Genomic DNA, 25,275 nt, shown 5'->3' on the forward strand with positions numbered 1-25,275 from the left:
TGAAATGGTAAAGGTATAAGTAGACATAGATTATTTCTAGTATTGGTTTTAGTTAACAGGAGGAATAAAAATGGATTTATTAACAAAAACAAGAAAAATAAATGCGATGTTACAAAGAGCTGCTGGTAAACCAGTTAACTTCAAGGAAATGTCAGAAACACTAAGTGATGTTATTGAAGCAAATATTTTCGTTGTAAGCAGAAGAGGGAAATTATTAGGATTTGCTGTTAATCAGCAAATAGAAAATGATCGTATGAAAAAGATGCTTGAAGATCGCCAATTCCCTGAGGAATATACAAACAGCTTGTTCAACATTCAAACAACTTCTAGTAACTTGGAAATTGAAAGTGAGTATACTGCTTTCCCAGTTGAAAATAAAGAATTATTTGCAAAAGGTCTTACAACAATCGTTCCTATTATCGGTGGTGGCGAAAGACTTGGAACACTTATTCTTGCAAGATTACAAGAGCAATTCCATGATGATGATTTAATTCTTGCTGAATATGGAGCTACAGTTGTTGGAATGGAAATTCTTCGTGAAAAAGCAGAAGAAATCGAAGAAGAAGCAAGAAGCAAAGCAGTTGTACAAATGGCAATTAGCTCTCTTTCTTATAGTGAATTAGAAGCAATTGAACATATTTTTGAAGAGTTAAATGGAAGTGAAGGCTTGTTAGTAGCTTCTAAAATAGCGGACCGTGTTGGTATAACAAGATCTGTTATTGTTAATGCATTACGTAAACTAGAAAGTGCTGGTGTGATTGAGTCTCGTTCTTTAGGGATGAAAGGTACGTATATCAAAGTCCTTAATGACAAATTTTTATTAGAGCTTGAAAAACTAAAAACAAATAAATAATGGGACATAAGTATTTTTAGCCAAATAACTCCGAACGATTATATGAACATGCTAAGAAAAGTTCATACAATTGTTTGGGGTTTTATTCATTTTAAGAAAGAAGGTTTGTGGTGATCACCCGCAGCCTGAATACACGTAGACTCCTATGGGAGCTGCGAGAAAGTCCAAGACCCGCAGGAATGAGGAGGCTTGGCGCTCGTCCCACGGAAAGCGAACCCCTGGAGCGGAAAGCAACATCTCTATTCAAAGGGATCAATAAATATACTATATACAAACTTTTATTTTTAGAATTCAGGAGTTTGTATATAGTCTGACTTTTCCAGCAATGGAAAAGTTTTTTTGTTATAAAAAGAAATGGACAAAATATGTACATTTCATTCGACAAAAACTGCGTATTTACCATTTATTTTTCATTTACATTACAGAGATTAAAAAAGGTATATTAGTTCACATAACCAATAAATATTTCATAAATTAGTAAGTAATAACCATGTAAATAGTAGCAAGTTTTGGCGCGAAATTATTGTTTTTACCCAATATTAAGATGGTTTAAACCGAATGTTAACTAAAATAGGTAAAAAGGATTATTAAAATTTTCCTCTTTTCCATGGACATATTATTACAAATTAATTAAAATTAAACCTATCATGTAAAAAAAAACGTCATTAAAAAACAAAATTCAACAAATTTCCCAAATATGATTTCTTGAGGTGTGGCAAGTGAAACTTTTCTCTAATACAATTACTACCTTAGAAAATGCAATAAATTATTCGAATCAGAAACAAAAGGTTATCGCCCAAAATATTGCAAATGTCGACACGCCGAATTATAAAGCGAAAACTGTAACTTTCAAAGATTCGTTATCTTCTGCGATGAATGCAAATGTAACAAATAATAAACATATTCCTTTTTCAGCTACTAACAATGCTTCGACAGCAGTTGTTACAAAAAATGGAGTGACATACAATAACAGCGGAAATAGTGTGGATATGGAAAAGGAAATGACGGATCTAGCAACAAACCAAATATATTACAATGCATTAATTGATCGGATTAGCGGAAAATTTAGTTCGCTAGAAAATGTAATAAGAGGAGGTAAGTAAGAATGACTATTTTTAATAGTATCAATACTACGGCCTCTGCTTTAACTGCTCAAAGGCTAAGAATGGATGTCATTTCATCTAATATGGCAAACGTTGATACAACGAGAGGAAGACTAGTAAATGGTGAATGGGAGCCTTACAAAAGAAAACAAGTTGTTTTTCAAGAACAAGAAGGTTCGTTTGCTTCTCATTTAAATACTGCACGAGGGAATACATCGAACCAAGCAGGAGGCGTGAAGGTTTCGAGGATTGTAGAAGACGAAACACCTTTCGAAATGGTTTATGACCCGGAAAATCCAGAGGCGGATGAAACAGGATATGTGCGTATGCCGAATGTAGATCCATTACGTGAGATGGTAGATTTGATGAGTGCTTCAAGATCTTATGAAGCCAATGTCACAGTATTAAATGCTTCAAAAAGTATGTTAATGAAAACATTAGAAATCGGAAAATAAAGCAAAAAGGAGCAATCTAAATGGAACCATTAAGTTTTTCTGCAGTTTCTTCTGCATTGCCATTATCAAATACGACAGCTAATAGTAAAGCGACATCTGTTGCAAATACACAAAATAGCTTTGCCTCATTTTTAAAAGAATCGATTAACAATGTTAATCAAGCGCAAAATGAATCAGATGTGCTAACAAATAAGTTAGCAAGAGGAGAGAATGTCGATTTATCTCAAGTGATGATTGCCTCTCAAAAAGCAAGTATTACGATGCAAACTACTTTAGAAATTCGCAATAAAGCAGTAGAAGCTTATCAAGAAATAATGAGAATGTCCGTTTAACATAAAGACAGTTTTCAAAAATTTTTGCTTGTTTACGAGTAGGAATTTATTTACTTCTCCGTGAATGCAAGTGTCCATGCAATCACGCGCTTGATTTAAAAACAAGTAATAGTAACGATAGGCGGTTTTTACCTAACAAATTACGGTAGCCGGGGGAAGAGAATGAAAGAGAATCTAAATAAAATATTTAATCCTTTAAAAGAGTATTGGCAAAGTCGTTCTAAAAAGCAAAAGACTGTGATAACAGGTAGCGGACTTTTGCTTATTCTGGTTGGAGTATTGGCAGCTTATTTTTTTACGAGAGTAACGCTTGTGCCGCTATATAGTAATTTAACTCCTTCTGAAACAGGAGCTATTAAAGAGAGTCTTGATAGTAGAGGTATAACTTCTGAAATTTCTGGTGGAGGCACTGTTATTAGTGTTCCAGAGGAAGTAGTCGATACATTAAAAGTAGAATTAGCAGCAGAAGGAATACCGAAGTCTGGTAGCATAGACTATTCCTTTTTCAGTGAAAATGCAAGTTTTGGAATGACAGATAATGAATTTAATGTTTTAAAATTAGATGCCCTACAGACAGAAATTGCTAACTTAATAAAAGGCATTGATGGGATTAATAACGCTGATGTTGTTATCACTTTGCCTGAAGAAAGTGTTTTTGTTTCTGATCAAGGTGGAGAAGCTACAGCTTCCATTGTATTAAATACAAAGCCTGGCTATAACTTCTCAGAAAATCAAATAAAAGGGTTATATACACTCGTGTCCAAAAGTGTACCAAACCTTCCTACAGATAATATCGTCATAACGAATCAAAACTTTGAGTATTTTGACTTAAATTCTTCAAATAATTCTGCGACAGATACTTTTACTGCGCAAAACAATGTTAAAAAACAAATTGAACGTGATATTCAAAGGCAAGTACAAACAATGCTAGGAACGTTAATGGGGCAAGATAAAGTCGTTGTATCTGTAACTGCTGATATAGACTTTACCCAAGAAAACAGAGAAGAAAACCTAGTTACGCCAGTAGATGAAGAAAATATGGCGGGAATTGAAATAAGTGCACAAAATATCACGGAAACATATACAGGTGAAAATGCTGCTGGTGGAGTTGTACAGGCGGAAGAAGGTACAGATACAACAACGTACAATTCAGAAACAGGGTCTGGGAATGGTGACTATGAAAAAGTAGAACAAACCGTTAATAGTGAAGTAAATCGTATTAAAAAGCAAATTGTTGAAAGTCCATATAAAATTCGTGATTTAGGTATCCAAGTAATGGTGGAGCCACCTGATGCTAATGATACTACTTCCTTACCGCAGGAAAGTATTGATGATATTTCCAATATACTTGGGACGATCGTTCGAACATCGATTGATAAAACATCAACAGGTGGAGAACTGACAGCTGAGGATATCCAAAGTAAGATTGCTGTGTCTGTTCAACCGTTTAATGGGAAAAAACAAGCAACAGAGATAGTTCAAACATCAATTCCTTGGTGGGTTTACGCTGTAGGTGGAAGTTTACTTGCGATTATTATTCTATTAATCTTCTTATTTATGAGAGCGAGAAAGAAAAAACAAGAAGAAGCAGAAGAAATTATCCAACCAGTTGTTCCTGTAGCTGATATCAATGAGGAACACCAAGAATCAGAAGGAACAATTAGAAGAAAGCAGCTTGAAAAAATGGCAAAAGAAAAACCAGAGGAATTTGCAAAATTACTTCGTACATGGATTACGGAAGATTAAGGAGTGTTGTTAAATGGCAAGAAAAGAATCAAATGAGTTATCTGGGAAACAGAAAGCGGCCATTCTCCTTATCTCGCTAGGTCCTGATGTTGCAGCTTCGGTTTATAAACATTTAAGTGAGGAAGAAATTGAACGATTATCACTAGAAATATCAGGAGTTAGAAAAGTGGAGAATACTTCTAAAGAAAACGTATTAGAAGAATTTCATAATATCGCACTTGCTCAAGATTATATTTCTCAAGGTGGGATTGGGTATGCAAAAACAGTATTAGAAAAGGCTCTAGGAGCAGAACAAGCATCGATTATTTTAAATAGATTGACTTCTTCTCTTCAAGTAAGACCTTTTGATTTTGCTAGAAAAGCAGATCCAAACCAGATATTAAATTTTATTCAAAATGAACATCCACAGACAATTGCCTTAATCTTGTCTTATTTAGATCCAACACAGGCTGGACAAATACTATCCGAACTGCCACAGGAAGTTCAAGCAGATATAGCAAGAAGAATAGCTGTAATGGATAGTACTTCTCCAGAAATTATTAATGAAGTTGAGCAAATTTTAGAAAGAAAACTATCAAGCACAGTTACGCAAGACTATACACAAACTGGTGGAATAGAAGCGGTTGTTGAAGTGCTTAATGGGGTTGATAGAGCAACAGAACGTACCATTTTAGACGCACTTGAAATACAAGATCCAGAATTAGCAGAAGAGATTAAGAAGAGAATGTTTGTCTTTGAAGATATTGTTACATTGGATAATAGAGCAATCCAGAGAATTATTCGCGATTGTGAAAATGAAGACCTTATGCTTGCTCTTAAAGTATCTGGAGATGAAGTTAAAGAAATTGTTTATAGCAATATGTCTACTAGAATGGCTGAGTCCTTTAAGGAAGAAATGGAATTTATGGGACCAGTTCGCTTGAAAGATGTAGAAGAAGCACAATCAAGAATTGTTGCGATTATCAGACGTCTTGAAGATGCGGGAGAAATTGTGGTAGCCCGTGGCGGAGGAGATGATATCATTGTCTAGGTTGATTAAGTCAAGATATTCAATTCCAGATCATGCAAAACAGAAAGTCATATCTATTAAACATCTAGATTCCGTTGATCCTAATTTTGAGCAATCTCGAGAGGTTACCCAAGCAGAATATAACAAAATGCTTGAAATAGCACATCAAGAAGCAGAAACGATTAGGATGCAAGCCATAGAGGAAGCTGAACGGATACGCGTTCAGCTTTCAAGTGAAAAACAAAATTGGGATATCGAAAAAGTGAATTTAATAGAAGAAGCTAAAGCGAATGGTTTTCAAATAGGATTCGAGGAAGGTAAACATGTTGGATATAACGAAGCATCTCAATATATCCAACAAGCAAGAGATACTGTAAATGCCTCCAAGATGGATTACGGAAAGTATTTACAATCCGCAGAAAGTACTATTTTAGAACTTGCTATTGAAGTAGCAGAAAAAATTATAAACGACAAAATAAAAGAAGACGAGCAGAATTTCCTTTCTGTTGTGCAAAATGCCTTGAAGGAAGTAAGAAAACAGAGAGAGATTCAACTACATGTTCCTCCTATTTATTATGAACTAGTTCTAGCAGAAAAAGAGGAGTTATTGCAGTTGTTTCCGATAAAGCCTAGCCTATTCGTTTTTCCAGATGAATCCCTAGAAGAAAATGGCTGTATCATTGAGACAGCTAATGGTCGGTTAGATGCAAGTATTGATACCCAACTATTCATGATAAAAGAGAAGTTACTTGAAGTATTGGAGAGTGAAGAAGGGTGAAGGCACAAGCGTTAATAAGCTCGATTTCATCCATTGACACTTATAAGCAATATGGCCGTGTGAAGAAAGTTGTTGGACTAATGATAGAATCACAGGGACCAGAAAGCTCTATTGGAGATGTTTGCCATATTCATATTGGCACAAAACATAAAAGAATTATTAAAGCGGAAGTTGTCGGATTTAATGGGGAAAATATTATCTTAATGCCATATACCACAGTAAATGATATTTCACCTGGCTGCCTAGTAGAAGCATCATCTAAACCACTAGAAATAAAGGTAGGACCAGCATTGATAGGGACAGCTATAGATGCCTTAGGAATGCCATTAGATGGATCACCTTTGCCAAAAGGATTAAAGTCCGTTCCGATTGATCAAGAGCCTCCTAATCCTTTAAAAAGACCGCCTATTTCTGAATCGATGGAAGTGGGTGTACGTTTAATTGATGGACTGTTAACTGTGGGTACCGGACAAAGAATTGGTATTTTTGCAGGTAGTGGTGTTGGGAAAAGTACATTACTCGGTATGATTGCTAGAAATACAAAAGCAGATTTAAATGTTATTGCATTAATTGGAGAACGTGGAAGAGAAGTACGTGAATTTATTGAACGAGACCTGGGACCAGAAGGTTTGAAAAGGTCCATTGTGGTCGTGGCAACATCTGATCAGCCCGCTTTAATGAGAATAAAGGGTGCGTATACAGCAACTGCCATTGCTGAATACTTTCGAGACAAGGGCTTAAATGTCATGTTAATGATGGATTCTGTAACCCGTGTTGCAATGGCGCAAAGAGAAGTAGGACTAGCTATTGGTGAACCGCCAACTACGAAAGGTTATACGCCTTCAGTGTTTGCGATATTGCCAAAACTTCTTGAGAGAACGGGTACAAACGAAAATGGTAGTATAACAGCTTTTTACACAGTGCTAGTGGATGGTGACGATATGAATGAACCAATTGCAGATACAGTACGTGGTATTTTAGATGGTCACTATGTGTTAGATAGAAACCTTGCAAATAAAGGTCAATATCCGGCAGTTAATGTGTTAAAAAGCGTTAGTCGTGTAATGAATCACATTGTTCCAAAAGAGCATGTAAAAGCTGCTGAACGACTACGAGATCTCTTAAGTACCTATATAAATGCGGAAGATTTAATCAATATAGGTGCATATAAGAAGGGTTCTTCCAAGGAAATTGATATGGCAATTGCGTTATATCCAAATATACTTTCCTATATAAAGCAGGCCACAGATGAGAAAATCTCCATTGAGGAAAGCCTTCATTCCTTATTAACTCTAGTTGGAACAGAGGGATAATAGATGAGCTATCAGTTTAAATTTGAAAAAATCTTAACGATTCGAGAAAGAGAAAAAGAAGAAGCAAGCTCTGCATATAACCTGTCTGTTAATAGATTTGAAGAAGCTGCTGAAAAACTATATGAGCTATTAAAGAGAAAAGAAGATTTAGAAGCCTACCAAGCGGAAAAAATGACTACTGGTTTATCTGTTCAAGAAATTAGGCATCATCAACAATTTGTAGGTAATTTAACGAAAACGATTGAACATGCACAGAAGATGGTGCAAAATGCACGTAATTCGATGGTGTATTTTCAAGAAAAAATGTTAGAGAAGAATATTGAAGTGAAGAAGTTTGTGAAAATAAAGGAAAAAGATCACTCCAATTTTGTAGCATTAGAGAAATTAGAAGAAGCAAAACAAATGGATGATATTTCGCTTCAACAATATATGCAACAAGAGAAGGCAGGTGGATAAATGGAAAATTCGTGGGAAGAAAAAAAGAAATCATTTAACTTTTTCCAGCGTTTTCTTATGATTATCGTGATACCAACTACTTTTGCATTGATCGTTGTTGTGCTATTGCTTATAGCTTCGGGTGCAGATGTTGCAGAGAAAGGAAAAGAGGTGTTAAATGCTATTCCTTTTCTCAATGAAGAAAAAAGAACAACGGATAAACTGCTTGAGAACAATAAAAATACGATTAGTTCTTTACAAACTAAGCTAAAAGAACGAGATGATCTAATAAAGACGCTAGAAACACAATTGGAAAATAGTGAAAATAGAGTTCAATCTGCCAATTCAGATAAGGAAAAGTTACAAAGTGAATTAAATTCTCTCCAATCTGCTCAAGCGGAAACAAAAAAAGCTCTTGCAGAGATTGTGAAAACATATGATACCATGTCTCCCAAAAATGCTGCAGCAATTTTATCTGAGATGAGTGAAAATGAAGCATTGAAAATTTTGGCAGAGCTAAAGCCAGCAAAACTTGCATCGATATTAGAGAAAATGGAACCAGCTGTTGCATCTAAATATACAGAGCTATTATCAGATAAAGCTACAGTAAACCCATAAAGGGCAAACAGTCATCACTGAAAGGGGGTGAAAAATTGAAGCTAGGATTAATTAATTCATGGAGAAATACGGAGTTAGCGAGTGGCAATCAAGAAGTAACAAGCGAAAAAATAGATGGACAGTTTTTATCTATGATAAATGCTTTAAAAACAAATCGCGAACAAAGTAATCCAATCCAAAAGGATAATCAAAAAAAAGATGGGTTAAACGATCTTTTGACAATTCTGTCTAGCTCATCAGATGCGAGTATCGGTTTAGATGGTAAAAGTAACTTGGATGTAGGAAATGACCAGCCATCATCAAATCTTGAACATCTATTGACTACGTATCATCATTTTTCTACTGGGGAAGATTTCCCACATTTAGATACATCGGAAAAGACTAAGATACTAGCTGACCTATTAATTAATATGGAAGATCAAATCACTCAAGTATTAAAGAAACAAAGTAATCCAGAGATAACACAGGATATGTTTAATCATACAGAGTTACCGATCTTGCTTATTGATTTAAAGATGCTTGAGAATACAGTAGAGATGCTGGTTCCAGACATGTCTTTGAAGGGTAAAGTTGCGGAAACAGTTCATGATTTGCAGAGTTTAATACGGTCATTAAATAAAGTCGTAGAAGAAAATTCATCTAATACCATGAAGAATATGGAAAAAGATGAGGATTCTATTAAGGGAAATTGGATTTCAAATGAAAGTAATTTTATCAGCAGATATAATAACTTATCCCAAACCGAGAATAGTTTACCGGTGACTGAGACGAACTTAAAGCAGCAACCTGTACAAAAGGTTGAAGCATCATCAGAAGAACAGTTTAATACGCAAGCTTTGAAACCAGAAATAAAGTCCGATATGCATATTCCTGAAAAACAGATTGATCGGAATGAAGAAATTATTGTAAATCCTAATATTGGATATAAGGAACATATCAATGAGAATCGGGATGATCAAAAAGAGACAAGCTTTCCATCGATTAAGCATGTTAACAATCTTTTGACTATCGGTAATAATTCATACCAAACCGAAAGAGAACTCACTACTGTAGGGATATTCCAAGATGAAATTAGGACATCTTCTGAGGGTAGATTGATTAAAATTGATCAAGCAGAGATCACGCATCAAACAGTTGATAAACATAGTAAGACAAATGATAAATCTGTGAGTGTTAACGAATTGTGGGTGGGAGACGCTCAAGAAGCTGAAGTAATTTCACAGCCGTTAGGGGACTTACATTACGAAAATGAAAATCCAAAAGAGTATCGCTTTTCTTCCGTAACTAGTGCGATTAATACGATAGAAGAAATGTCAACACCAGATAGTAATGAAAAGCAAAAGACCAATCCTACAGCTACTAGTCAGTTTTTTAGTGCAGACAATCAAGGTAATCATGATACAACAGATAAACCTCTCTTACATCCGTCCCAAACTGTAAACAGCGGTATGGAAAGTGTAAAGGAGAATAGCAATACTCCAGATACCAATTCGATCGAAGAAACAGTAGAAGAACAAGTAACAGCTAGTAAGGATCGTGGAGATATTCAAAGACGATATACGACGATTGATACAAACTTATTGGCAATGCAAAATCGACTACTAAAAGAAAAAGGTACTTTCATTACTAGAGAAGCTAATCCAACAAGTGCGAAGTTAACTTCGTCACAAATAAGTCTCCCAAATATTACGCAAGCAGATAGAGGAGAAAATCGTATAGCACAATCGAGTAATGAACTTAAATCGATTATTTCGGCGATTCTTTCTGAGGTGGATAAACAATTAGAAGGAAAGAGTTCAACAGTTGTTCAGAAAGTTATTAATCCTATCATGGTAAGTTCAATAAGAAAATCGAGTGAATTGTTAGTAGCCAATACAAGTCTGAAGGAATCATCTGAAGTGAATCTAGAAGAAGTTGATACAAAAATATTGCCCTCTATACAAAGCACTTTTGTTAAACAACAACCGCTAATGGTACTTTCTAATACAGGAGCAGGGGTACAGCCAAAAAATGTGGAAGAGCAGTTTGCGAAACTATTGGCAAATAGTACATTCACAAAAATTGGAGATACCCAAAAGCTATCTATTCGTTTGGCACCGGATCATTTAGGCTCGATTCGAATTGAATTGACGCAAAATGAAGGAAATATGATTGCGAGAATTATTACAACAACTGCTGAAGCGAAAGAAGTGTTAGATAAACAGCTTACTAGTTTAAAACACGGATTTACTGCCCAAAATCTGCAAGTAGATAAAATAGATATCATCGTGTCTTCTCAACAACAGGAGAAACTTCAAAAAGATCAGCAACAACAGCAAGAGCAACATCAATCTCCATCACAAAGAGAGAAGAAAGAAGCAGATGATGAGGAGAATAACCAAAAAACTTCCTTTTTCGAGGAATTATTAAAAATGGACGTCTAGAGGAGAAAATTACCATGCCAAATACCATTAATGACCCTTCTCTGTATTTATCAGACTATCAGAAATCACAGACATCTACTGGCAGCTCTGTATTAGGAAAAGATGATTTCTTGAAAATATTAATTACCCAATTGCAAAACCAAGATCCTACTAGTCCCATGGATGATAAAGAGTTTATTGCTCAAATGGCTCAGTTCTCTAGCCTTGAACAAATGCAAAACTTGAATACTGCCATGACAAACTTAATTTCCTTGCAAACTCAGTCAAACTTAATTTCTTACGGACAATTTGTAGGACAAGAAGTGAACTGGAGTAAGATTGAAACAGACAAAGCTGGGAATAGTTCACTAACTTCTGGTAGTGGAAAAGTACTCTCTGTTGCTTATACAGATGACAGTGTAGTATTCACGCTTAATGATGGAACAAAAGTAACTCCTGCCAATATTTCAGGTATGAGTACAAATGCAACGGAAAATAACTTGGTACAAGCAAGTCAATTAATCGGAAAAACCATCTCTTATTTAAATGGAAATAAGGAAGAAGTAAGTAATACAGTTCAGTCTGTATCCTTAAAAAATGGACAATTACAATTAACGTTAGACGATGAAGCAGGAAGTAAAATTACTTCGAGTCAAATTACAAAAATTGAATAGGAAGTGATTGGGATGGATAAGCCTATTTATCCTTCAATAAAATCACATGATGCAATAAAAAATGGTATTGAGGCGATTAAGTCTAAATCTAATGCACATAATACGCAAAATAAAATCACATCGTTTTCTAGCCATTTACATCAGTCCATTTCTTCCTTAAATACGCTGAATATCAGCAAACATGCAAATGAGAGACTACAGCAACGAGGAATTGAAATAGATGCTGATAAATGGAAGGCGATTGAAGAAAAAGTCACCCAAGCAAAAAAAATGGGAATTAAAGAATCGCTCGTACTTCTAAATAATGCTGCATTAATCGTAAGTGCTAAAAACAATACAGTGATTACGGCAATGGATCTGGAAGAAGCAACAGACCAAATTTTTACTAATATAAATGGAACAATCATTATGAATTAAAAAGGCTGGACCATAAAATGGAGGCCATAACTGCTGAGTGATAGAGGCAGTTCATTCGAAGGGAGATAATTATCAATGTTACGTTCTTTATATTCAGGAATCAGTGGAATGAAAAACTTTCAAACAAAATTAGACGTTATCGGTAATAATATTTCAAACGTTAATACGTATGGCTTTAAAAAAGGTCGTACAACATTCAGTGATTTAATAAGCCAGACATCAGCTGGTGCAACTGCTCCGTCTGCAACAACTGGTGGTATAAATCCAAAGCAAATCGGTCTAGGATCACAAATCTCTTCTATTGACACAATTGCTACACAAGGGAGCATGCAAACAACAGGAAGAGTACTAGATCTTGCTATTTCAGGTGAAGGTTATTTCGTTGTAGAAGATAGTGCTGGTTCTTCGTTCTTTACAAGATCAGGTAACTTCTACTTGGACGGGGACCGAAATATTGTAAGTTCTAATGGTATGACTTTACAAGTTGCAAATGGTATTACTGGTTTTACACAAGCAGGTGTAACAAGAGCTGGGGCGAACGCAGTATCTGGTACGAAAATTCCAGACACAGCACAAAGCTTCAGTATTTCAGCAGATGGAAAGATTACTTATGTTGATAGTAATGGAGATACACAAGATGCTGGGCAGATTTTAATGGCAAAAGTTTCTAACCCAGAGGGCTTAACAAAAGTTGGTGCAAATATGTATCAAGAATCAAATAACTCCGGCTCATTAGCGGGTCTTCCTAACGTATTTGGTGGATTGGTGTTATCTGGTAATGCGGGATCTGGAACTATTAATAGTGGATTCCTTGAAATGTCAAACGTTGATCTTTCAGAAGAATTCACGGAAATGATTGTTTCACAAAGAGGATTTCAAGCAAATACAAAAATCATTACCACTTCTGATGAAATTCTTCAAGAATTAGTTAACTTAAAACGATAATTTAATTGGAGGGGGGAGGGGCTACCTATTAGGCTAGCCTCTCATATGAAAAATGATACATTTAACTCGACTAAATGGAAAAAAGTTTTTATTAAATGCCTTATTTATTGAGACAGTCGAATCTTTTCCTGATACAACAATTACTTTAACAAATGGAAACAAATTTGTTGTTAAAGAAAGTGAAGAGGAAGTATTAGAGAGAATGAATCATTTTTTTCAAAAAGTGAACCTCTTCGGATTACCGCATGTGGGAGAGAAAGACGATGAAGAATAATAAAGTTATTATTATAATGCTCGTTTTATTACTAGTTATTACACTGGCAGGAGCTGGAGCTTTCATTTATATATGGAAGTTTACTGGCGATCAAAAGGAAAAAGAACCTTCGATCGAAGAAATCTTGGAGTCATCTGTAGATATTGAAGAAATTACAACAAATTTAGCTTCCGATAATTTCATCCGAATATCCTTTAAGATTCAGACAGATAGTAAGAAAGCAAAGGAAGAATTAGAAAAAAGAGACTTCCAAGTTAAGAATATCATTATTCAAGAATTATCTGAGAAGAATACAGAAGATTTAAAAGGAAAAAATGGACAAATTGAATTAGAGAGTGATCTCAAGGATAAAATTAATGAACTGATGCAAGAAGGCAAAGTAGTCCAAGTTTATATTGTAAACTCTCTACTCCAATAAAATAAAAGAGAAAAAGATGGAGGTGAGTAATTTTGTCAGCTGATATTTTATCCCAAAATGAAATTGATGCCCTGCTTTCAGCTTTATCATCTGGTGAAATGGATGCAGATGAGCTCAAAAAAGAGCAGCAGGAAAAAAAGGTTAAGGTATATGATTTCAAAAGAGCGTTAAGATTTTCGAAAGATCAAATTCGCAGTTTAACAAGAATACATGAAAACTATGCTAGGTTGTTAACAACTTTTTTCTCTGCCCAATTAAGAACATATGTGCAAATATCTGTTACTTCAGCAGATCAAATTCCATATGAAGAGTTCATTCGTTCGATACCAAAAATGACGATTTTAAATGTATTTGATGTTCCTCCATTAGAAGGCAGAATCTTGATGGAAGTTAATCCGAACATAGCCTATGCCATGATGGATCGAATGATGGGTGGAAGAGGCAGCAGTATAAATAAAGTAGAAAATTTGACTGAAATTGAAACAAAAATCATGTCAAATACTTTTGAAAGTGCTTTTGATCATTTTAGAGAGGCTATGGAGGATCTAATAGATATTGAACCAAGTCTTGCTGAATTTGAAGTGAATCCACAGTTTTTACAAATGGTTTCTCCGAATGAAACAGTAGTGGTAATTTCCTTGAGTACGACAATTGGAGATACAAGTGGAATGATTAATATTTGTATTCCGCATGTCGTATTAGAGCCTATCATGCCAAAGCTATCTGGCCATTATTGGATGCAGGCAGAGAAGAAAGAAAGATTACCTGAATTTACTTCTCGTTTAGAAGAGAATATTCAGCAGTCGATTGTGCCAATAGTCGCAGAACTAGGTACATCTGATATTTCCATCCAAGATTTTTTAATGTTGGATATTGGAGATGTTATCGAAATGAATCAAACGATACAACAACCCTTAATCATTAAAGTTGGAGATATTCCTAAATTTATTGGACAACCTGGTAAGTTAAATAAAAAAATGGCTGTTCAAGTATTAGGAACTTTAGAGGAGGGGAAGGAAGATGGTGAGTAAGGATATGCTTTCACAAGATGAAATTGATGCTCTCTTAAGGGGAGATAGTGTAACGAACGATAGTCCAGAATTGGATGTGGAAAAGTACTTATCGGATATAGAAAAAGATACCTTAGGGGAAATTGGAAATATATCCTTCGGTAGCTCAGCAACTGCGCTATCTACATTGTTAAATCAAAAAGTAGATATTACAACACCAACTGTCAGTGTAATATCGAAAAATATGCTGTCAGAGGAGTTCCCACACCCATATGTAGCAATAAGAGTCAATTATACAGAAGGATTCTCTGGCATGAACTTGCTTGTAATCGAGCAAGCCGATGCAGCTGTTATTGCTGATTTAATGCTTGGTGGTGATGGATTAAATGCTGATAAAGAAATGCTGGGGGAAATACAGTTAAGTGCAGTGCAAGAAGCAATGAACCAAATGATGGGTTCTGCGGCTACATCCATGTCCACCATTTTTAGCAAAAAAGTTGATATTTCTCCTCCTAGTATCGATATTTTAGACTTTAATCAAGGGGAAGGAACTGAGTCGATTCCTGATGAAGACATTTTCGCAAAAATTTCCTTTCGAATTAAGATTGGAGAGTTAATTGATTCAAATATCATGCAACTATTACAGCTTTCTTTTGCGAAAAAGTTAGTGGAAGGATTATTAAATCCTGATATTGGAGAAGAAGAAGTTTCCAATATTCCCGAAGTCGATTATAATTCAGTATATGAGCCAAAAGAACCGATGCAAGAGTCACGTTCGACAAATAATTATCAGCAAGCTTCTAATGAAATGGCTAATAATCATGTCAATACTCATACTAATAATTCCATTTCGTCAAATGTGAATCATCAGCAACAACATTTTGGCTCAGGACATCATACTACACAAGGTCCACCACCAAACGTGCAACCTGCAGGATTCTCTAATTTTGATACAGCGCCTCAAACGGTTACGGAAACAAAGAACTTGGATATGTTGTTAGATATTCCTTTACAAGTAACGGTTGAGCTTGGAAGAACAAAACGATCTGTTAAAGAGATATTAGAATTATCTTCAGGGTCTATTATTGAATTGGACAAGTTAGCTGGAGAACCTGTTGATATTCTTGTAAATAATCGATTGGTTGCACAAGGGGAAGTAGTGGTAATTGATGAGAATTTCGGTGTTCGTGTAACCGATATTGTTAGTCAAAAGGACCGATTAAAGAATTTAAAATAATTTTTGGGGGTTTTGAGGAAAATGGCACAAAAAATACTAATCGTTGATGACGCAGCTTTTATGCGTATGATGATCAAGGATATTCTATCTAAAAATGGATATGAGATCGTAGGAGAAGCAGCCGACGGCATGCAAGCAATTGAAAAATATAAGGAAACACAACCAGATCTAGTAACAATGGATATCACCATGCCAGAAATGGATGGAATTACTGCATTAAAAGAAATCAAAAATATTAATCCGAATGCGAAAGTTATTATGTGTTCAGCAATGGGACAACAAGCGATGGTTATTGATGCAATACAAGCTGGAGCAAAAGATTTTATTGTTAAGCCATTCCAGGCAGATCGTGTCTTGGAAGCAATCAGTAAAACATTAGGCTAAAAATTAAATTAGAGGGTGCCGAATGTGAATAAAGCAAATTTCTTAATTCGATGTTCACTACTCATCATTGTTCTGCTAGGCTTTGGAAATCAAGCCTATGCAGAACAAATTGATAAAAGTGTATATGACATATTACATAATGAATCGAAAGAGAATAATGTTCAAGAAGATACTGAAAAAGGTACTAAAAAAGATACTGTAGAAGAAGATTCTAAAACCAATGAACAAAATTCGGATCAATCAGACTTACTTCTTGAAGAAACAAATGCGGAAGAAGAAAGTTCTATAGGAGTGACGATTTGGGACTTTGTTAAGATGATTTTTGCAACAATTTTTGTCGTGTTTTTAATGTATTTTATTTTACGATTTATAAATAAAAGAAACCACGGATATAAAAGCTCGCAAATAATTGAAAATATTGGTGGTACAGCACTAGGTGCCAATCGTTCGATTCAATTAATCAAAGTGGGAAAACGTCTATTAATAGTAGGCGTTGGGGATAGCATCCAATTAATAAAAGAGATTGAGGATGAACAAGAGTACAAAGAAATATTGGAAGAGTATAATCGAAAATTAGATCAGCTAGTACAACCAAGCGATATTGTGACAAAGGTGAAGAATATAGTAACTTCTAATCCTTCTACTTCGAAGACAAAAGAATCTTTTTCCATTCGTTTGTCAAAAGAATTAGAACGAATATCAAGTGAACGTAAGGAAAAGATGGAAGTACTAGAGAAGAAAAAGAAAGGATCGTCAGAAAAAAATGAATGAGTTTATGCAGTTTTTTAATAACAATGACCCAGGTAATGTCTCTACTTCTGTTCAATTGTTATTATTATTAACCGTCCTTTCTTTAGCACCTAGTATCATTATATTACTAACTAGCTTTACGAGAATAGTGATTGTTCTTTCCTTTGTCAGAACGGCGCTTGCAACACAACAAATGCCTCCTAACCAAGTAATCGTAGGGTTAGCTTTGTTTTTGACATTTTTTATTATGGCTCCTACTTTTCAGGAAGTGAATGATAAAGCATTAACTCCATTGTTTAATGAAGAAATAACATTGGAAGAAGCTTATGACAATGCTGCATTACCCCTTAAAGAATTTATGAGCAAGCATACGAGGCAGAAAGATTTAGCCTTATTTTTAAATTATTCTAAAGCAGAAGCTCCAGAATCGATTGAGGATATCCCGCTAACGACATTGGTACCTGCTTTTGCGATAAGTGAATTAAAAACAGCCTTTCAAATAGGGTTTATGATTTTTATTCCATTCTTAGTCATTGATATGGTTGTAGCAAGTATTTTAATGTCCATGGGGATGATGATGCTTCCGCCTGTTATGATTTCATTGCCATTTAAAATTCTGTTATTCATTATGGTTGATGGTTGGTATTTAGTTGTAAAATCACTGCTAGAAAGTTTTTAAGAAGGTGAAAATATGTCACAAGAAATGGTTATTTCTATTGCTGAGAAAGGTGTCCTTACCGTTTTAATTATCAGCGGTCCACTGCTAATTATTGCATTAGCAGTCGGGCTAATCATAAGTATTTTTCAAGCAACAACACAAATTCAAGAGCAAACATTGGCATTTGTACCAAAAATTGTGGCGGTCCTTGTTGGCCTTGTTTTTTTTGGATCATGGATGCTGAGTCATATGCTTTCCTATACAAAAGATATTTTTTCAAATTTAACAAGGTTTATTGGATAGAAGAATGATGGATGAACTTTTATCAAATTTCCCAGCATTTCTTTTAATTCTTGTTCGTGTCACTTCGTTTTTTTTAATGCTACCTTTATTTTCTTATCGGACGATTCCTACGACTTTTAAAGTAGGTTTAGGATTTTTTTTATCTTTAGTAATGTTTTGGGGAATGGATGTACCAGTATTAACAATTGATACAAGTTACTATTTTCTTATTCTTAAAGAAGCTTTGGTCGGACTGCTAATTGGATTTGCCGCATACATGTTATTTGCCGCAATTCAAATCGCAGGAGGATTTATTGATTTCCAAATGGGTTTTGCGATCGCAAACGTCATAGATCCTCAAACAGGGATGCAAAGTCCTCTAACAGGTCAATACTTAACGATTATTGCCATGTTCTTTTTACTAGCTTCTAATGGACATCATTTATTACTGGATGGTATCTATTATAGTTATCAGTTTATTCCGCTGGAACAGCCCTGGATTAACTTGGGTAACGGGGAGCTAGCGGAGTTTCTCATAAAAACATTCAGTTTGATGTTTATGATTGCTTTTCAGATGTCGATTCCTGTTGTCGGAAGCATCTTTTTAGTGGATGTTGGTTTGGGAATTGTCGCAAGAACTGTACCACAGTTAAATATCTTTGTAGTTGGTGTACCCATCAAGATAATTGCAGGCTTAGTTGTTCTTTTTATTGTAATGGGTGTACTAATGTCAACAGTATCTCATTTATTCTCTTCCATTGTAACGACAATGAGGGGGATTATGAATATTTTAGGAGGAGCGGGTTAAATGAAACTCCTATCATTAGATCTCCAGTTTTTTGCAGGAGAAAAAACAGAAAAGGCAACTCCAAAGAAAAGACAAGACACGAGAAAAAAAGGACAAGTGGCAAAAAGTCAGGACGTGAATACAGCACTTGTTCTTTTAGTTGTTTTTGGTGTACTAAGTTTTACAGGCGAATACCTGTTAAATGGATTAATGTCCATTCTTACCTTTACCTTTAGTGACTTTTCGTCCATTAATTTATCTGTGAATAATCTCCAGACATTGTTTTTTGATATTGTCAAAGAAGTGGCACTTTTGTTGAGTCCTATTCTAATAGCGGCTATGGTAGGAGGCATCATTGCTAATTATATGCAGGTTGGTGTTTTGTTCTCTCCAGAAGCCATTAAATTTAAATTAGAGAAAATAAATCCTATTGCAGGATTTAAAAGGATGTTCTCGCTGCGCTCGATCGTAGAGCTATTGAAGTCATTGCTAAAGATTACGGTAATCGGTATCGTGGTATTTTCTGTTTTATGGGGCAAAATGAACGAAATTCTTATCCTTTCCCATAAATCTATTGGTTCTATTGCCGTAACAATTGCGAAGTTAACGGTGCAAATGGGTCTTTATGCTTCTGTGTCGCTTTTAATTTTGTCGCTTATGGATTATATGTATCAGCGCTATGACTATGAAAAAAATATACGAATGTCAAAACAAGATATTAAAGACGAATACAAAAACATGGAAGGAGATCCGCTAATAAGGTCTAAAATTAAGCAGAAACAGAGAGAAATGGCGATGCACCGTATGATGCAAGATGTCCCTACTGCTGATGTCGTTATTACGAATCCAACGCATTATGCTATTTGCTTAAAGTATGACGAAGAAAAGTATGATGCACCCTATGTTGTTGCAAAAGGGGTAGATTTTCTAGCACAAAAAATAAAATTAGTTGCAAAAGAAAATAATGTTGTCATGGTAGAAAATCGTCCATTAGCACGAGCTATGTATAATCAAGTAGAAATAGGTGATCTAGTGCCTGAAGAATTTTATAAAGCAGTTGCAGAAATTCTTGCATTTGTCTACCAGAGTAGAGACAAATAACGGAAGAATAACTAGTAAATGAATTATTGTAAATAATAAAGAAACAAATGTATGTTTTTAAGGAGCGGAAGAAATGGCAAGAAGAGACTTAATTGTAGTGATTGGTGTAATTCTCATTATTGCAATGTTGATTATTCCCTTTCCAACCTGGTTATTAAGTGTTCTTATATTACTTAATATTACGTTGGCACTACTCATCCTATTATTAACAATGAATATGAGTGAAGCTCTAGAATTCTCCATTTTTCCTTCACTATTATTATTAACAACTTTATTTCGCCTTGGGCTTAATGTATCTACGACAAGATCTATTTTGTCTACTGGAGATGCAGGTGGGGTAGTCCATACCTTTGGAACATTCGTTGTTGGCGGTAATATCGCTGTTGGGTTAGTGGTTTTCCTAATTCTTGTTATTATTCAATTTGTTGTTATTACAAAAGGGTCTGAGCGTGTCTCAGAAGTTGCTGCGCGTTTTACGTTAGATGCAATGCCAGGTAAGCAAATGAGTATTGACGCTGATTTAAACGCAGGAATTATTTCAGAACAAGAGGCAAGACAACGTCGCGAAAAAGTTAGTAGAGAAGCTGATTTTTATGGTTCCATGGACGGGGCAAGTAAATTCGTCAAAGGGGACGCAATTGCTGGTATTATTATTGTTTTTATTAACTTGATTTTTGGAATAGTAATTGGAATGACTCAACTTGGAATGGCGGCAGGGGATGCTGCACAGCATTTTTCATTATTATCAGTAGGAGATGGAATCGTCAGTCAAATCCCTGCTTTATTAATCTCAACAGCAACAGGGATTGTCGTTACAAGAGCCGCTTCAGAAGGTAATCTTGGTTCAGATATCACTTCTCAGTTAATGGCATATCCTAAAATGCTGTATGTTGCAGGTGGTACAATCTTTTTATTAGGGTTATTTACGCCGATTGATGATTTTTTAACGATTCCAATTGCAGCACTTCTTATTTTTGGTGCTTATTATTTATCGAGAAAACCAAAAGAGGACTTAGAGCAAATCCAAGACCTTGAAGAAGAAATACAAACAGATGAACTAAAGAGTCCAGAAAGTGTAGTAAGTTTATTGAATGTAGATCCAATCGAATTTGAGTTTGGCTATGGACTGATTCCACTTGCAGATGCTAACCAAGGGGGAGACTTACTAGATCGCGTAGTCATGATAAGAAGGCAGTTAGCAATAGAATTAGGGTTAGTTATTCCTGTTGTCCGAATTCGTGACAATATTCAATTACAGCCTAATGAATATCGATTAAAAATAAAAGGTAATGAGAGAGCACGCGGGGAACTATTGCTTGACCATTACTTAGCGATGAGTCCTGGTATGGATGATGATTCTATTGAAGGAATCGATACAATTGAACCGTCTTTTGGCTTACCAGCTAAATGGATAACGGAGAGCACAAAGGAACAAGCTGAAATATTTGGCTATACAGTAGTGGATCCACCATCTGTTGTTTCCACTCATATTACAGAAGTTATTAAGGCAAATGCCTATGAATTATTAGGTAGACAAGAGACTAAACAATTAGTTGATCATGTAAAGGAAAGCTATCCAATTTTAATCGAGGAAGTTACGCCGACTCCATTGTCGATTGGAGAAATTCAGAAGGTTTTAGCAAAACTGTTAAGAGAAAATGTCTCCATTCGCAATTTACCAGTGATTTTTGAAACGTTAGCTGATTTTGGAAAAATGACATCAGATACCGATCTTTTAGCTGAGTATGTAAGGCAGTCATTAGCACGTCAAATTACTAATCAGTATACGAATCAAAATGATTCCCTAAAGGTTGTAACTTTGTCAGGTAAAGTGGAAAAGCTAATAGTAGATAATATTCAGCAAACAGAACATGGAAACTTTTTAGCATTAGACCCAAGCATTTCTCAATCTATCCTAGAGAGTATTGCAGGACAAATAGAACAACTATCTGTAATGGAGCAGTTGCCAATCCTCCTGTGTTCGCCTGCTGTTCGTATGTATGTGAGACAATTGACAGAACGTTATTTTCCACAAGTTCCAGTATTATCTTACAATGAATTAGAAGCAAATGTGGAAGTTCAAAGTGTGGGAGTTGTGAATATCGAATGAAAATACAAAAGTATGTAGCACCAAATATGCCAGAGGCAATGAAGAAGATCCGGGCAGAATTAGGAAATGATGCAGTAATTCTCCATTCGAAAGTAATTTATACAGGGGGATTTTTAGGCCTTTTTAAAAAGAGAAATATCGAAGTACTTGCTGCCATTGATCCAAGTATTTCTGATACACCTATCCCGCCCCAAACGAAGAATCGTGAAGTGCGCAATTCTGTATTAATTAAAGAACCATCATCACGGATAGAACCAATTAATCAAGCTGGTTCATCTATTGCAAATAAAGAAAAAAAGATTTCTGATTTTCCAGATATCGCAAAGCAATTAGATGAAATTAATCAAAATGTACAAGCTTTCGGTGAACGAAGCAATAATGTGTCTTTTTCTATTCCCACACCAATAAAAAATGTAGTAAAACTGCTGGATAAACAGGAAATCAACGAAATGATTAAAGCTAGATTGGTAAAAGATCTTGTGGCTAAATGGTATGCAGCTGGCGAAGATGTGTTAGATGTTCATGTTTTCAAGTGGGCACAAGCGTTTCTTTTAGGAGAAATTTCCCCATATTCCTTTGGGGAAGTTTCTTTATCTAAAAAATATATTAATGTCATTGGACCTACAGGTGTTGGGAAAACAACTACTTTGGCTAAAATTGCAGCAAATATTATTTTAAAACAACAAAAAACAGTAGGATTTATTACAACAGATACATATAGAATTGGGGCAATCGAACAACTCAAAACGTATGCAAATATATTAGATGTTCCTTTAGAAGTTTGTTATTCCATGGAAGATTTTGAACATGCAACAAAAAAACTGAAGGATTGCGATGTTATTTTAATTGATACAGCAGGAAGAAATTTCCGCAATAAAAAATATGTTGAAGATTTAATGCAAGTGGTCGATTATAAAAGGGAAATGGAAACGTTGCTCGTTTTATCGATGACAGCAAAACAAAAGGATTTAGAAGAGATCTATAAACAATTTTCAGCAATAAACATTGATTCATTTGTCTTTACGAAATTAGATGAAACGTCTTCTTATGGTGCAATGATTAATTTAATTGTAACTTGTAAAAAAGGTGTTGCTTATATGACAACAGGGCAGAATGTTCCAGATGATATAGTTCCAGCAACCCCACTAGAGCTTGTAAATAAAATAATTGAGGTAGATGAAGAATGACTGACCAGGCTTCTATCTTAAGAAAAAAAATCGAACAATTGAATGCAAATCGACAAAGTCAATCGAATAATAAAACGCTGGCGATTATAAGTGGTAAGGGTGGGGTTGGAAAGTCTAACTTTTCTCTAAATTTTGCCCTTTCCCTCCATAATCAAGGATATCGTACTTTGCTTATTGATATGGATATCGGTATGGGAAATATTGATATTTTAATGGGAACCCAATCTCGATATACTATTGTTGATTTTTTTAGAAATAGTATTGATTTTGAGAATATCATTACTAAAGGATTTGATGGTTTAGAGTATATTGCAGGCGGGTCTGGACTAAGTGATTTTGTGAATATGGAGGATGAGAAGTTAGATAGCTTCTTTCAGCATTTTCAAGGTTTATTAAATCGCTATGATTATATTTTATTTGACATGGGAGCGGGTATCAGTACAGATTCTTTAAAATTTATTTTGTCTGTTGATGATTGTATTGTCATTACTACACCTGAGCCGACCTCTATAACAGACGCTTATGCGGCAATGAAATTTATTCATACCAGAAATCCTTTACTCCCATTATATCTAGTCGTAAATCGAACATTTACGAGAAAAGATGGTGTGGAAACCTTACAAAAGCTTCAGCAAGTAGTAAAGAAATTTCTCCATCGAGATCTCATTAATTTAGGATATATCCCAGATGATCAAAATGTGGCACAAGCTGTAAGAAAACAAATTCCTTTTGTCTTTTATAATGAAAAATCAGAAGCAGCTAAAGCTTTGCGCGAAATTGCCGATAGATATGGTAAACAACAGTTTACAGAATCCTATTCAACTAATAGACATACTTTTGTGTCTAAATTAAAAAGGTTTTTGTTTGAAAGGTAGTTGAGTAAAGTGGAGAAAGTAAAAGTTCTCGTTATTGATGATTCTGCATTTATGCGTAAGCTAATCTCAGATTTTCTCTCCGAAGACTCGAGAATAACCGTTATTGGTACAGCAAGGAATGGCGAAGATGGTATTAAGAAAATCAAGGAATTAACACCTGATGTTGTAACACTTGATGTCGAGATGCCCATCTTAGATGGATTAAGTGCTTTAAAGCGAATTATGAATGAACATCCTGTACCAGTTCTTATGCTATCAAGTATTACGAAGGTTGGAGCAGAGAGCACCATTCAAGCCATGCAGGCAGGAGCAATCGACTTTATTACAAAGCCTTCTGGATCTATTTCACTAGATTTATATAAAGTAAAGCAGGAATTAGTAGAAAAAGTTATATTAGCAAGCAATGTAAAGCCGAAAACATTATTAAATCTCTCAAGTGAAGGAAAAAAGACTATTACTTCACGAACTTCTTATAGTAAAATGGAACCAAGAGAAGATGTTAAGGGAATAGTCCAAAAGACTGTTTCGCCTAATGATTGGATGCAATCCATGAAAAAGATAGTAATCATTGGAACATCAACTGGTGGTCCAAGGGCATTACAGAAAGTATTAACTAATTTACCAAGTGATATAGAAGCGCCGATTTTAATCGTTCAACACATGCCAGCAGGATTTACCCGTTCTCTTGCAAATCGTCTTAATACGTTATCTGCAATTACGGTAAAGGAAGCGGAGCATGGCGAAATTATCCGTAATGGAGTTGCCTATATCGCTCCAGGAGGCCAGCATTTAAAGGTGAAAACAGTTGGTGTCCATACAGCAATTGATTTGGACCAGTCAGCCCCTCTAAATGGGCATAGACCATCTGTTGATATCATGTTTGAATCGGTAAGTGATTTGAAAGCCTATGCAAAAATAGCAGTTATTATGACTGGAATGGGATCAGATGGAACAGATGGGTTAAAGAAGTTAGCGAGAAAAGGCAATGTCAAAGCTATCGCTGAGTCACAGGAAACATGTATAGTTTACGGAATGCCCAAAACAGCTATTGCCACGAATTATATTGATGAAGTTCAGAAGGTAGATCATATTGCTGAAACTATTATGAAATATGTATAACGT

General features: G+C 35.2%; 28 protein-coding genes. All 28 read left to right on the forward strand.

The genetic code is table 11. From position 1 onward, the window contains the following. Positions 1–70 precede the first annotated feature (70 nt). The 28 genes from codY to HHU08_RS10175 all read left to right on the forward strand — a co-directional run bounded on the left by codY (position 71) and on the right by HHU08_RS10175 (position 25,272). On the forward strand, positions 71–853 hold the full coding sequence (codY, locus tag HHU08_RS10040; protein WP_047939996.1) for a GTP-sensing pleiotropic transcriptional regulator CodY: 783 nt from the start codon (positions 71–73) through the stop codon (positions 851–853). Between the two features lie 719 nt (positions 854–1,572). Next, complete coding sequence (gene flgB, locus HHU08_RS10045; RefSeq protein WP_016201116.1) at positions 1,573–1,956, forward strand: flagellar basal body rod protein FlgB; 384 nt, start codon at positions 1,573–1,575, stop codon at positions 1,954–1,956. 2 nt (positions 1,957–1,958) lie between these two features. Continuing rightward, positions 1,959–2,411: a flagellar basal body rod protein FlgC gene (flgC, locus tag HHU08_RS10050; RefSeq protein WP_016201117.1), complete on the forward strand. Its 453-nt coding sequence runs from the start codon at positions 1,959–1,961 to the stop codon at positions 2,409–2,411. A 20-nt stretch (positions 2,412–2,431) separates the two neighbouring features. Next, complete coding sequence (fliE, locus tag HHU08_RS10055; protein WP_016201118.1) at positions 2,432–2,743, forward strand: flagellar hook-basal body complex protein FliE; 312 nt, start codon at positions 2,432–2,434, stop codon at positions 2,741–2,743. 162 nt (positions 2,744–2,905) lie between these two features. Further along, positions 2,906–4,489, forward strand: a complete 1,584-nt coding sequence (gene fliF, locus HHU08_RS10060; RefSeq protein ID WP_016201119.1) for a flagellar basal-body MS-ring/collar protein FliF — start codon at positions 2,906–2,908, stop codon at positions 4,487–4,489. A gap of 13 nt (positions 4,490–4,502) precedes the next feature. Continuing rightward, the gene (gene fliG / locus HHU08_RS10065; protein WP_016201120.1) at positions 4,503–5,519 is read left to right on the forward strand and encodes a flagellar motor switch protein FliG; all 1,017 of its coding nucleotides are present in this window, start codon (positions 4,503–4,505) and stop codon (positions 5,517–5,519) included. Next, the gene (gene fliH / locus HHU08_RS10070) at positions 5,512–6,276 is read left to right on the forward strand and encodes a flagellar assembly protein FliH (protein ID WP_169188374.1); all 765 of its coding nucleotides are present in this window, start codon (positions 5,512–5,514) and stop codon (positions 6,274–6,276) included. Before fliG ends, fliH begins: the two co-directional genes overlap by 8 nt. Next, positions 6,273–7,589: a flagellar protein export ATPase FliI gene (gene fliI / locus HHU08_RS10075; RefSeq protein ID WP_169188375.1), complete on the forward strand. Its 1,317-nt coding sequence runs from the start codon at positions 6,273–6,275 to the stop codon at positions 7,587–7,589. Before fliH ends, fliI begins: the two co-directional genes overlap by 4 nt. 3 nt (positions 7,590–7,592) lie before the next feature. Beyond that, positions 7,593–8,045 (forward strand): flagellar export protein FliJ, encoded by a 453-nt coding sequence (gene fliJ / locus HHU08_RS10080; RefSeq protein WP_169188376.1) that lies wholly within the window; start codon positions 7,593–7,595, stop codon positions 8,043–8,045. Next, positions 8,046–8,642: a MotE family protein gene (locus tag HHU08_RS10085; protein ID WP_169188377.1), complete on the forward strand. Its 597-nt coding sequence runs from the start codon at positions 8,046–8,048 to the stop codon at positions 8,640–8,642. 35 nt (positions 8,643–8,677) lie between these two features. Then, entirely contained in the window at positions 8,678–11,065 is a 2,388-nt protein-coding gene (locus HHU08_RS10090; protein ID WP_169188378.1) for a flagellar hook-length control protein FliK, read from the forward strand. Between the two features lie 14 nt (positions 11,066–11,079). Beyond that, entirely contained in the window at positions 11,080–11,718 is a 639-nt protein-coding gene (gene flgD / locus HHU08_RS10095) for a flagellar hook assembly protein FlgD (RefSeq protein WP_169188379.1), read from the forward strand. Between the two features lie 12 nt (positions 11,719–11,730). Then, entirely contained in the window at positions 11,731–12,135 is a 405-nt protein-coding gene (locus tag HHU08_RS10100) for a TIGR02530 family flagellar biosynthesis protein (protein WP_169188380.1), read from the forward strand. A 75-nt stretch (positions 12,136–12,210) separates the two neighbouring features. Then, positions 12,211–13,080 (forward strand): flagellar basal body rod protein FlgG, encoded by an 870-nt coding sequence (flgG, locus tag HHU08_RS10105; RefSeq protein ID WP_169188381.1) that lies wholly within the window; start codon positions 12,211–12,213, stop codon positions 13,078–13,080. 52 nt (positions 13,081–13,132) lie between these two features. Continuing rightward, positions 13,133–13,354: a flagellar FlbD family protein gene (locus tag HHU08_RS10110; RefSeq protein ID WP_016201130.1), complete on the forward strand. Its 222-nt coding sequence runs from the start codon at positions 13,133–13,135 to the stop codon at positions 13,352–13,354. Beyond that, positions 13,344–13,772 (forward strand): flagellar basal body-associated protein FliL, encoded by a 429-nt coding sequence (fliL, locus tag HHU08_RS10115; RefSeq protein ID WP_016201131.1) that lies wholly within the window; start codon positions 13,344–13,346, stop codon positions 13,770–13,772. Before HHU08_RS10110 ends, fliL begins: the two co-directional genes overlap by 11 nt. Positions 13,773–13,804: 32 nt before the next feature. Next, the gene (gene fliM / locus HHU08_RS10120) at positions 13,805–14,803 is read left to right on the forward strand and encodes a flagellar motor switch protein FliM (RefSeq protein ID WP_016201132.1); all 999 of its coding nucleotides are present in this window, start codon (positions 13,805–13,807) and stop codon (positions 14,801–14,803) included. Next, positions 14,793–16,019, forward strand: coding sequence for a flagellar motor switch phosphatase FliY (fliY, locus tag HHU08_RS10125; RefSeq protein WP_016201133.1), 1,227 nt, complete (start codon positions 14,793–14,795; stop codon positions 16,017–16,019). The genes fliM and fliY overlap by 11 nt, the downstream gene beginning before the upstream one ends. A gap of 21 nt (positions 16,020–16,040) precedes the next feature. Continuing rightward, positions 16,041–16,403, forward strand: a complete 363-nt coding sequence (locus HHU08_RS10130; protein ID WP_016201134.1) for a response regulator — start codon at positions 16,041–16,043, stop codon at positions 16,401–16,403. Between the two features lie 24 nt (positions 16,404–16,427). Then, positions 16,428–17,174, forward strand: a complete 747-nt coding sequence (locus HHU08_RS25680; RefSeq protein WP_016201135.1) for a flagellar biosynthetic protein FliO — start codon at positions 16,428–16,430, stop codon at positions 17,172–17,174. Next, a complete protein-coding gene (fliP, locus tag HHU08_RS10140) occupies positions 17,167–17,832 on the forward strand; it encodes a flagellar type III secretion system pore protein FliP (RefSeq protein ID WP_016201136.1) in 666 nt (221 codons plus the stop codon). Before HHU08_RS25680 ends, fliP begins: the two co-directional genes overlap by 8 nt. Positions 17,833–17,844: 12 nt before the next feature. Next, positions 17,845–18,114 carry a flagellar biosynthesis protein FliQ gene (gene fliQ / locus HHU08_RS10145; protein ID WP_016201137.1) on the forward strand — a complete coding sequence of 90 codons (270 nt, stop codon included), beginning with the start codon at positions 17,845–17,847 and terminating at the stop codon, positions 18,112–18,114. A gap of 7 nt (positions 18,115–18,121) precedes the next feature. Further along, positions 18,122–18,901 (forward strand): flagellar biosynthetic protein FliR, encoded by a 780-nt coding sequence (gene fliR, locus HHU08_RS10150; RefSeq protein WP_016201138.1) that lies wholly within the window; start codon positions 18,122–18,124, stop codon positions 18,899–18,901. Continuing rightward, complete coding sequence (gene flhB, locus HHU08_RS10155; protein ID WP_016201139.1) at positions 18,902–19,981, forward strand: flagellar biosynthesis protein FlhB; 1,080 nt, start codon at positions 18,902–18,904, stop codon at positions 19,979–19,981. A 73-nt stretch (positions 19,982–20,054) separates the two neighbouring features. Continuing rightward, complete coding sequence (flhA, locus tag HHU08_RS10160; protein ID WP_016201140.1) at positions 20,055–22,091, forward strand: flagellar biosynthesis protein FlhA; 2,037 nt, start codon at positions 20,055–20,057, stop codon at positions 22,089–22,091. Beyond that, positions 22,088–23,278: a flagellar biosynthesis protein FlhF gene (flhF, locus tag HHU08_RS10165; RefSeq protein WP_016201141.1), complete on the forward strand. Its 1,191-nt coding sequence runs from the start codon at positions 22,088–22,090 to the stop codon at positions 23,276–23,278. Before flhA ends, flhF begins: the two co-directional genes overlap by 4 nt. Continuing rightward, complete coding sequence (locus HHU08_RS10170) at positions 23,275–24,153, forward strand: MinD/ParA family protein (protein ID WP_016201142.1); 879 nt, start codon at positions 23,275–23,277, stop codon at positions 24,151–24,153. The genes flhF and HHU08_RS10170 overlap by 4 nt, the downstream gene beginning before the upstream one ends. 9 nt (positions 24,154–24,162) lie before the next feature. Then, positions 24,163–25,272 carry a protein-glutamate methylesterase/protein-glutamine glutaminase gene (locus tag HHU08_RS10175; RefSeq protein ID WP_016201143.1) on the forward strand — a complete coding sequence of 370 codons (1,110 nt, stop codon included), beginning with the start codon at positions 24,163–24,165 and terminating at the stop codon, positions 25,270–25,272. The last annotated feature ends 3 nt before the right edge of the window (positions 25,273–25,275 follow it).

Origin of the sequence: Niallia alba (genome assembly GCF_012933555.1) — a bacterium.
Classification (GTDB): domain Bacteria; phylum Bacillota; class Bacilli; order Bacillales; family Cytobacillaceae; genus Niallia; species Niallia alba.

Bases quoted from the DNA above. Each gene is read 5' to 3' on its own strand.
- codY (WP_047939996.1), top strand. From the start codon at position 71: ATGGATTTATTAACAAAAACAAGAAAAATAAATGCGATGTTACAAAGA.
- flgC (WP_016201117.1), top strand. From the start codon at position 1,959: ATGACTATTTTTAATAGTATCAATACTACGGCCTCTGCTTTAACTGCT.
- fliE (WP_016201118.1), top strand. From the start codon at position 2,432: ATGGAACCATTAAGTTTTTCTGCAGTTTCTTCTGCATTGCCATTATCA.
- fliF (WP_016201119.1), top strand. From the start codon at position 2,906: ATGAAAGAGAATCTAAATAAAATATTTAATCCTTTAAAAGAGTATTGG.
- fliG (WP_016201120.1), top strand. From the start codon at position 4,503: ATGGCAAGAAAAGAATCAAATGAGTTATCTGGGAAACAGAAAGCGGCC.
- fliJ (WP_169188376.1), top strand. From the start codon at position 7,593: ATGAGCTATCAGTTTAAATTTGAAAAAATCTTAACGATTCGAGAAAGA.
- HHU08_RS10085 (WP_169188377.1), top strand. From the start codon at position 8,046: ATGGAAAATTCGTGGGAAGAAAAAAAGAAATCATTTAACTTTTTCCAG.
- flgD (WP_169188379.1), top strand. From the start codon at position 11,080: ATGCCAAATACCATTAATGACCCTTCTCTGTATTTATCAGACTATCAG.
- HHU08_RS10100 (WP_169188380.1), top strand. From the start codon at position 11,731: ATGGATAAGCCTATTTATCCTTCAATAAAATCACATGATGCAATAAAA.
- flgG (WP_169188381.1), top strand. From the start codon at position 12,211: ATGTTACGTTCTTTATATTCAGGAATCAGTGGAATGAAAAACTTTCAA.
- HHU08_RS10110 (WP_016201130.1), top strand. From the start codon at position 13,133: ATGATACATTTAACTCGACTAAATGGAAAAAAGTTTTTATTAAATGCC.
- fliL (WP_016201131.1), top strand. From the start codon at position 13,344: ATGAAGAATAATAAAGTTATTATTATAATGCTCGTTTTATTACTAGTT.
- fliY (WP_016201133.1), top strand. From the start codon at position 14,793: ATGGTGAGTAAGGATATGCTTTCACAAGATGAAATTGATGCTCTCTTA.
- HHU08_RS10130 (WP_016201134.1), top strand. From the start codon at position 16,041: ATGGCACAAAAAATACTAATCGTTGATGACGCAGCTTTTATGCGTATG.
- fliP (WP_016201136.1), top strand. From the start codon at position 17,167: ATGAATGAGTTTATGCAGTTTTTTAATAACAATGACCCAGGTAATGTC.
- fliQ (WP_016201137.1), top strand. From the start codon at position 17,845: ATGTCACAAGAAATGGTTATTTCTATTGCTGAGAAAGGTGTCCTTACC.
- fliR (WP_016201138.1), top strand. From the start codon at position 18,122: ATGGATGAACTTTTATCAAATTTCCCAGCATTTCTTTTAATTCTTGTT.
- flhB (WP_016201139.1), top strand. From the start codon at position 18,902: ATGAAACTCCTATCATTAGATCTCCAGTTTTTTGCAGGAGAAAAAACA.
- flhA (WP_016201140.1), top strand. From the start codon at position 20,055: ATGGCAAGAAGAGACTTAATTGTAGTGATTGGTGTAATTCTCATTATT.
- flhF (WP_016201141.1), top strand. From the start codon at position 22,088: ATGAAAATACAAAAGTATGTAGCACCAAATATGCCAGAGGCAATGAAG.
- HHU08_RS10170 (WP_016201142.1), top strand. From the start codon at position 23,275: ATGACTGACCAGGCTTCTATCTTAAGAAAAAAAATCGAACAATTGAAT.